We start from the raw sequence: 7607 nt of genomic DNA, 5'->3' as shown, positions 1-7607 counted from the left end.
GAGGCTCAATGATTATCAAGTCGTTGAAGCAGGACAAATAATAGTTAGCTTTTGCTCCTGCGTCGCTTATTTTAGCCAACATATTATTTGCCTCTTAACGAGGCGTTAGCTTTCTCTAAAGGTTACGGATGAGCCGGAAATTCTTTTCAACACTGATACCGATATTTTTAGTATTTAGCTTTGGTTGGACCTTTTATGGTCAACATAAGGCTAATAATTTGCTATCCGAAATAGCAAATACTCCAGAAAATGAAATAGTCGCTGTTATGGTTCGAAATACAGCCATTGGGAAATGGATTGTATTAAGAAATATTCCAAATTCAGTCTTGGCGTCACTTTTAGAGGCTTTTGGAAAAAGTGAATCTGCAATGGGGTATAGGCCTATTAATCCTCATAATAATATTGTTATCAGAATTGAGACAAAAAATGGGGCTTTTGACTTCGATTTTCGCTCCCATGATGAACATAATAAGTGGGTCAAGTTCACGTTGGTTAATCGTAGTTATTTCGGCAAAAGTAGCTTTACTCAAGACCATTTGGGGGACTTCAAATCTAAGGAATTATTTAAATTTTTGCAATATGTAGAAAACGAAAGCTAACAAGTCGATAAAGTGATTAGAATAAGTGGGGGTCAGTGTAAACTTTAATTGATACCCATACATTTGCTAATTCCACTACCCATTCCTAGACCCTTTGCACTAACGCGTTCCTGTCCAATAATGAGCTTGCCGTTAGGCAGGTATCTAGAGACTAACAGCCATTACAGACTCACCCAGTACACCCATTCCCCATCGGAGTTGCCGAAGTGCGTTGAAAAATAGCCGTAATGCCCACACGGACGTGGGCATAGCTTTCGCGGGACAGACCGCTTATTGGCATCCATGCCACCGCGGCATTCGTAAATCCATTTACAGCAGATGTCCCATCGGAAGCGTTAGGCTATTTCGAATAAGTACGAGGGAGACAACTTCGTCGGGGCGGCTCGGGTGATGCAAGAGGGGGAAGCTGTTGTCCCCCTTTTGCCCGAGTGTGAGCTGGAAGCTCACGACTTTTATCAAGCGGAGCTTGATTGGGTTAGTTGTTAGGCGCAGTCTCACTATCAGGATTAAAAGGTGTTAATCCCATTAAAACCAACTCCTTATCAGAACCCTGATACTTCAAAAACAACTGCGCAATATCATTGGGCGCGTCCTCAATGACAGTAAACCCATGTTGCCCATAGAACCCTTCTAAATGTGCTAAGGCAAAAATATACGTCTTGCCATCACAGATAACGGATTCAAGTTCATCCATCAACTGATGCCCCACACCTTGGCCACGAAAATCAGGGTGCACCAACATCCCCGTTAAAATGGCTAACTCACCGATTGGTCGAATACGGGCGCTGGCAACTATCTCACCTATGCTGTCAGCATTAGTGTCAGTTTGGCTTAGCACACAGACTGACTCTTTCTGCAACAGGCTTGCGTAGGGCATATGTTGGCGATAGAACTTCTTCACCTCGATGCGTTCATCAGGCGCTAACCAAGTTAATTGCAATGTGTTTTTACCTTATCGATTAAGCGTTATATCAGCGAATAGCAGTTTGCGCTCTAGCCGCATTGGTGACTAGCGATTACGCCAAGCTAAAACAAGAGAGCGACTTCTTATGATGACGTAAGAGAGAAGCATAAATCCAATTGACGCGCTATACAGCGCTACAATGATGTTATCGCTATCCCAGCTTGCATTTGAATCCGTCACCATCTTCCATGTATCAAAGGTGCAAACTCCTGCTAGTAATAATAGGATAAGTGAGCCTACAAAGAGGCCGATAACCTTCAAGAACAAACTGAAAGATAACTCATCTGATTGAGCTAGCTTTGTTGAACGATCGAGACCAAATAATGTGGAGTAGAGCATCTTGCTAGCGATGATAAAAAAGGCCAGAGCAAAAATGAAAAGAGCGAACTCAGTAGCAAAGATGAGTAGCACCAAGCCAAATAGAAAAAAGCCAATGGGCATGTAGCGACGCATAAGTATAAGAGCCTAAGTATAGTTGTTAGCTTGCTGCGCATAATAGTATTGGATGTCAGTAGAATCAATCACTTTGGCTGGTTTGATATGCGTGATAGAGGCTCCTACATATCGTTGGTTTTTCGCCATTTATAACATTTTTGGTTAAATGCTCCAGAGATTCGATAATCTCTAATCGCTTATGGCACATTAGGATGCATGTGCCATACATAACGCAGGTTTACGATTTTGAAAAAGTCATCCTTGGCAAATCGTCATAAATGTTCCAGACATAACGACGATTTCTTGCCATCCTTGGCAAATCGTCATAAATGTTCCGGACATAACGACGATTTTTTGCCATCCTTGGCAAATCGTCATAAATGTTCCGGACATAAAAAAACCGCCGGTAGGCGGTTTTAATTGTAAGCTTTGCCGATGTAATCGATGCAGCTTACATACCAGCGTCAGCGCGTAGTGCTTCTGCTTTGTCTGTCGCTTCCCATGGGAACTCGTTACGACCAAAGTGACCATAAGCAGCTGTTGCTTGGTAGATTGGGCGAGCTAGGTTTAACATTTCTGTTAGACCATATGGGCGCAAGTCAAAGTGACGACGTACTAGGTCAATCAATAGCTCTTCAGCCACTTTAGCTGTGCCAAATGTTTCGATGCTGATTGATGTTGGCTCTGCCACACCAATTGCGTAAGACACTTGAATTTCACAGCGGTCAGCAAGACCTGCTGCAACAATGTTCTTAGCTACGTAACGTGCTGCGTATGCTGCACTACGGTCAACTTTTGATGGGTCTTTACCAGAGAAAGCACCGCCGCCATGACGCGCCATGCCGCCGTAGGTATCAACGATGATCTTACGACCTGTTAGACCACAATCGCCTACTGGGCCACCGATAACAAAACGGCCAGTTGGGTTGATGAAGTATTTAGTGTCTTTAGATAACCACTTAGCCGGCAGTACTGGCTTAATGATGCTTTCCATAACACCTTCGATAAGATCTGCTTGAGTCACGTCTTCGCTGTGCTGAGTAGAAAGTACCACAGCATCAATACCAGCAACGCTACCGTCACTGTTATAAGCAAAAGTCACCTGACTTTTCGCATCTGGACGTAACCATGGCAACGTCTTGTCTTTACGCATCTCTGATTGACGCTTAACAAGCTTATGCGAGTAAGTGATAGGCGCAGGCATTAATACGTCAGTTTCGTTGTTGGCATAACCAAACATTAGGCCTTGGTCGCCAGCACCCTGTTCTTTCGGGTCGGCACGGTCAACACCTTGGTTGATGTCAGGAGACTGCTTACCAATCACATTGAGAATTGCGCAAGAGTCAGCGTCAAAGCCCATGTCTGAGTGAGTGTAGCCGATGTCACGTACGGTCTTACGGGTGATCTCTTCGATATCAACCCATGCAGAAGTGGTGACTTCACCGCCAACCATAACCATGCCAGTTTTGACATAAGTTTCGCAGGCTACGCGTGCTTTTGGATCTTGCTCCAAAATTGCGTCGAGTACCGCATCAGAAATCTGATCGGCGATTTTATCTGGATGACCTTCTGAGACCGACTCAGAGGTGAACAAGTGCTTTGCCATGATGGAAAATCTCGTCTTTAAACAATTTGAATGTGTAGAAGTATCTACATCTAGACGGCTATCTTAGTGGAAAACAGCTTGGATGACACCCTTTTCGCTTAATTTTGTGCAGTAATCCACGCTATTAAATCCTTAGTTTATACAAGGATAATGGTTGTGGTTTTTAGTAAGTTACTGAAAAAAATCTTTTTATCTGGTTTGGTATACTCACTTGTTCTGATAAAAAATGATCAAGCAATAGCCATTATTGACGAGTTGGCTGGCGAATATTTTATTTTGGCTACGCTAAATTCATTCGCAACTAAGTTAAGGTGTTGTTAAATATGGCTAGAGTGTCATAGGTAATGAATAATATGTTTCGATAATTTTTCAATCTGAGCGAATTAAATTTGCGTCCTACTGTGTAGTAGGCGAAAATATGGCTCCAAAATTTGCTGTAGAGAAGGGATAAGCAGATTTAAAGTTGCAGCCCTTCACTAGATCTAAGCCTCAATACCTCAACACGACGCAGGAGAGAGCATGTCATCTCGTAAAGAACTCGCTAACGCAATCCGTGCATTAACCATGGATGCCGTTCAAAAAGCCAATTCTGGTCACCCAGGTGCACCAATGGGGATGGCTGACATCGCTGAAGTGCTATGGAATGATTTCCTAAAGCACAACCCAAACAACCCAGAGTGGGTTGATCGTGACCGTTTTATCTTGTCAAACGGCCATGGTTCTATGCTTATATACTCTCTGCTTCACCTTACGGGTTATGCATTGCCAATCGAGGAGTTGCAGAACTTCCGCCAGCTTCACTCTAAAACGCCTGGTCACCCTGAATATGGTTACACACCAGGTGTTGAAACAACCACTGGCCCATTAGGCGCTGGTATCAGTAACGCTGTGGGTATGGCGATTGCTGAAAAGACATTGGCTGCACAGTTCAATCAACCTGGCCATGACATTGTTGATCACTTCACATACTGCTTCTTAGGTGATGGCTGTTTGATGGAAGGGATCTCTCATGAAGCTTGTTCATTAGCGGGTACGTTAGGCCTTGGTAAGTTAGTTGCTTTCTGGGATGACAACGGTATCTCTATTGATGGTCACGTTGAGGGCTGGTTTACTGACGATACACCTAAGCGTTTCGAGTCTTACGGCTGGCACGTTATTGCTAACGTAGATGGCCACGATAGCGACGCAATCCGTGCAGCAATCGAAGAAGCGAAATCTGTTACAGATAAGCCAACGATGATCTGCTGTAAAACAACCATTGGTTTTGGTTCGCCAAACAAGTCTGGTAGCCATGATTGTCACGGCGCACCATTGGGTGATGCTGAAATTGCAGCGGCCCGTGAGTTCCTTGGTTGGGAGCACGGTGCATTTGAAATCCCTGAAACTGTTTATCAAGGTTGGGATGCTAAAGATTCTGGCGCTTCAAATGAAGCTAGTTGGAATGAAAAGTTTGCTGCATATACAGCTGCTTTCCCAGAACTTGCTGCTGAATACAAGCGTCGTGTTATCACTGGCGAGCTTCCTGCAGAATTTGAAGAAAAAGCGAATGCATTTATTCAAGAATGCCAAGATAAAGCAGAAGGCATTGCTAGCCGTAAAGCATCACAAAATGCGATCGGTTTCTTCGGTGAAATGCTACCTGAGCTGTTAGGTGGTTCTGCAGATTTAGCGGGTTCAAACTTGACTCTTTGGTCTGGCTCTAAAGGCATTCAAGATGATGCTGCCGGTAACTACATCTACTATGGTGTACGTGAGTTCGGTATGAGCGGCATTATGAATGGTGCTTCTCTACACGGTGGTTTCATCAACTACGGTGCAACGTTCATGATGTTCATGGAATACGCACGTAACGCAGTACGTATGTCGGCATTGATGGGCATTCAAAACATCTTCGTTTATACCCATGACTCAATCGGTCAAGGTGAAGACGGTCCTACTCACCAGCCTGTTGAGCAACTTGCTAACTTGCGCATGACACCAAACATGACAGTATGGCGTCCTTGTGATGCTGCTGAAACCGCCGTTTCGTGGAAGAGTGCTATTGAGCGTCGTGATGCACCAACATCGCTTATCTTTAGCCGTCAAGGCCTTAAAGCACAGTCGCGCACTGCTGAGCAGTTAGCGAATGTGGCTAAAGGCGGTTACGTACTAAGTGATTGCGCTGGAACGCCAGAGCTAATCCTTATCGCTACAGGTAGCGAAGTGCAGCTTGCACTTGATTCAGCTGCAGCGCTGACTGAGCAAGGTCAGAAAGTACGTGTTGTTTCTATGCCGTCAACTAACGAGTTCGACAAGCAAGATGCAGTATATAAAGAATCTGTACTGCCAAGCAGCGTGACTAAGCGTGTTGCGATTGAAGCGGCTCACGTTGATTTCTGGTTTAAGTACGTAGGCTTTAACGGCGCGGTTGTGGGCATGACTACCTTTGGTGAGTCTGCGCCAGGCGGCGACTTGATGAAGCACTTCGGCTTTACTGTTGAAAATGTTGTAGCGACCGTTAACGGTCTATAATACGCTTAAAAAGTAAAGTAATAGATGCAATGGCATACTTGTCAATTGACCTGTACGCTCATTGCAGCTAACGATTGCTCTATGATCTAACGGCTTACCAATTGCGGTAGGCCGTTGTTGTATTTATAAATTAGCGCGTAAAAGGTAAAATAGATCCATGATAAGAGTCGCTATAAATGGTTATGGCCGCATTGGTCGTTCAATTCTTCGTGCTGTGTATGAGTCTGAAAAGCGTGACCGCATTCAGATTGTCGCGATAAATGAATTGGCAAAACCTGAAGCGATGCTACATTTAACTCAGTACGACACCACTCACGGACGCTTTCACACCCAAGTTAAGCTTGATGATCAACATATGATTATTGGCGATGACGCGATTAAGTTGTTACATGAATCTGAACCTGACAACTTGCCTTGGCAAGAGATGGGGATTGATATTGTGTTTGAAGCAACGGGAGTGATAAATGATCGCCAAGCTTGTGAAGCGCATATTCGTGCCGGGGCCAAGCAAGTACTGATTAGCAATCCCTCATCACACGATGTCGATGCCACCATTGTTTATGGCGTTAACCAAGACTTACTCAAGGCTGAGCATACTATTGTCTCCAATGCCTCTTGTACGACTAACTGTATCGTGCCGGTGATTGACGTACTCGATAAGCACTTCCAGGTAAAAAGTGGCGCGATTACCACCATTCACTCGGCGATGAATGATCAACAAGTGATTGATGCTTACCACGATGATTTACGCCGAACCCGCGCCGCAGGGCAGTCCATTATTCCAGTCGATACTAAACTTGCTCGTGGTATTGAGCGTATATTGCCGCACATGAAAGATAAGTTTGAAGCTATTTCTGTGCGTGTACCGACGATTAACGTTACTGCTATCGACCTCTCCGTTACGCTAGATAAGCGCGTCGATATCGAACAAGTTAATAAGGTACTTAAGCAGGCAACAGAAGGATCGTTTTCCGGTGTCGTTGGCTATACTAATGAGCCACTAGTATCGTGTGATTTTAACCACGATCCGCGTTCAAGTATTGTCGATGGTACCCAAACTAGAGTCAGCGATGGCCATTTGGTTAAGCTATTACTCTGGTGTGATAATGAGTGGGGTTTCGCTAATCGTATGCTCGATACCAGCTTAGAGATGATTAAAGCAAGAAGGGCTTAGGTAAAGCAGGTTTAAAGCAGGTCCTAGGGATAAAGCAGGTCCTAGGAAAAAGCCAAGCCTAGAAAGCCGGGAAAGGCTAAGGCGGATAGAGTCGCAAAGGCAAAAGCCGAAAGAATAGAGCGGGAAAAGCAAAACTAGAAGAGTGTAACAAAGGTTACTGGTATTGCTTTGTTTTTAGAGAGGGTGGAGGCCGTCCTAGAAGTGAACTTGCGAACGCTCTAACACTTAGAGCCTTCTTCTCAAGTAGGTCGGCATTTATGCCGTCACAGTCAAAGGTTTATGGCAAAGCCAAGAAACTGCTAAGACGGTTGACGGCTA

Annotated in this window: 6 protein-coding genes; 3 read left to right on the top strand and 3 right to left on the bottom strand. The window is 44.6% G+C overall.

Annotated features, from left to right (window positions below):
• Positions 1-128 precede the first annotated feature (128 nt).
• Complete coding sequence (locus tag AB4135_RS19650; protein ID WP_371995130.1) at positions 129-599, top strand: hypothetical protein; 471 nt, start codon at positions 129-131, stop codon at positions 597-599.
• A gap of 475 nt (positions 600-1074) precedes the next feature.
• On the opposite strand, the gene AB4135_RS19645 is transcribed toward AB4135_RS19650, so the two are convergent.
• The 3 genes from AB4135_RS19645 to metK form a co-directional block, all read right to left on the bottom strand.
• Positions 1075-1539: a GNAT family N-acetyltransferase gene (locus AB4135_RS19645; protein WP_371995129.1), complete on the bottom strand. Its 465-nt coding sequence runs from the start codon at positions 1537-1539 to the stop codon at positions 1075-1077.
• 69 nt (positions 1540-1608) lie between these two features.
• Complete coding sequence (locus AB4135_RS19640; RefSeq protein ID WP_371995128.1) at positions 1609-2016, bottom strand: hypothetical protein; 408 nt, start codon at positions 2014-2016, stop codon at positions 1609-1611.
• A 433-nt stretch (positions 2017-2449) separates the two neighbouring features.
• A complete protein-coding gene (gene metK, locus AB4135_RS19635) occupies positions 2450-3604 on the bottom strand; it encodes a methionine adenosyltransferase (protein WP_371995127.1) in 1155 nt (384 codons plus the stop codon).
• A 519-nt stretch (positions 3605-4123) separates the two neighbouring features.
• On the opposite strand from metK, the gene tkt reads away from it, so the two are divergent.
• Together tkt and epd are read left to right on the top strand one after the other, a co-directional pair.
• Positions 4124-6115 carry a transketolase gene (tkt, locus tag AB4135_RS19630; RefSeq protein WP_371995126.1) on the top strand — a complete coding sequence of 664 codons (1992 nt, stop codon included), beginning with the start codon at positions 4124-4126 and terminating at the stop codon, positions 6113-6115.
• Positions 6116-6272: 157 nt separating this feature from the next.
• Positions 6273-7289 (top strand): erythrose-4-phosphate dehydrogenase, encoded by a 1017-nt coding sequence (gene epd / locus AB4135_RS19625; RefSeq protein WP_371995125.1) that lies wholly within the window; start codon positions 6273-6275, stop codon positions 7287-7289.
• Positions 7290-7607: the final 318 nt, after the last annotated feature.

This window comes from Shewanella sp. 10N.286.54.B9, assembly GCF_041468565.1.
Taxonomy (GTDB): domain Bacteria; phylum Pseudomonadota; class Gammaproteobacteria; order Enterobacterales; family Shewanellaceae; genus Shewanella.
This window is presented reverse-complemented; position numbering and strand designations above follow the sequence as displayed.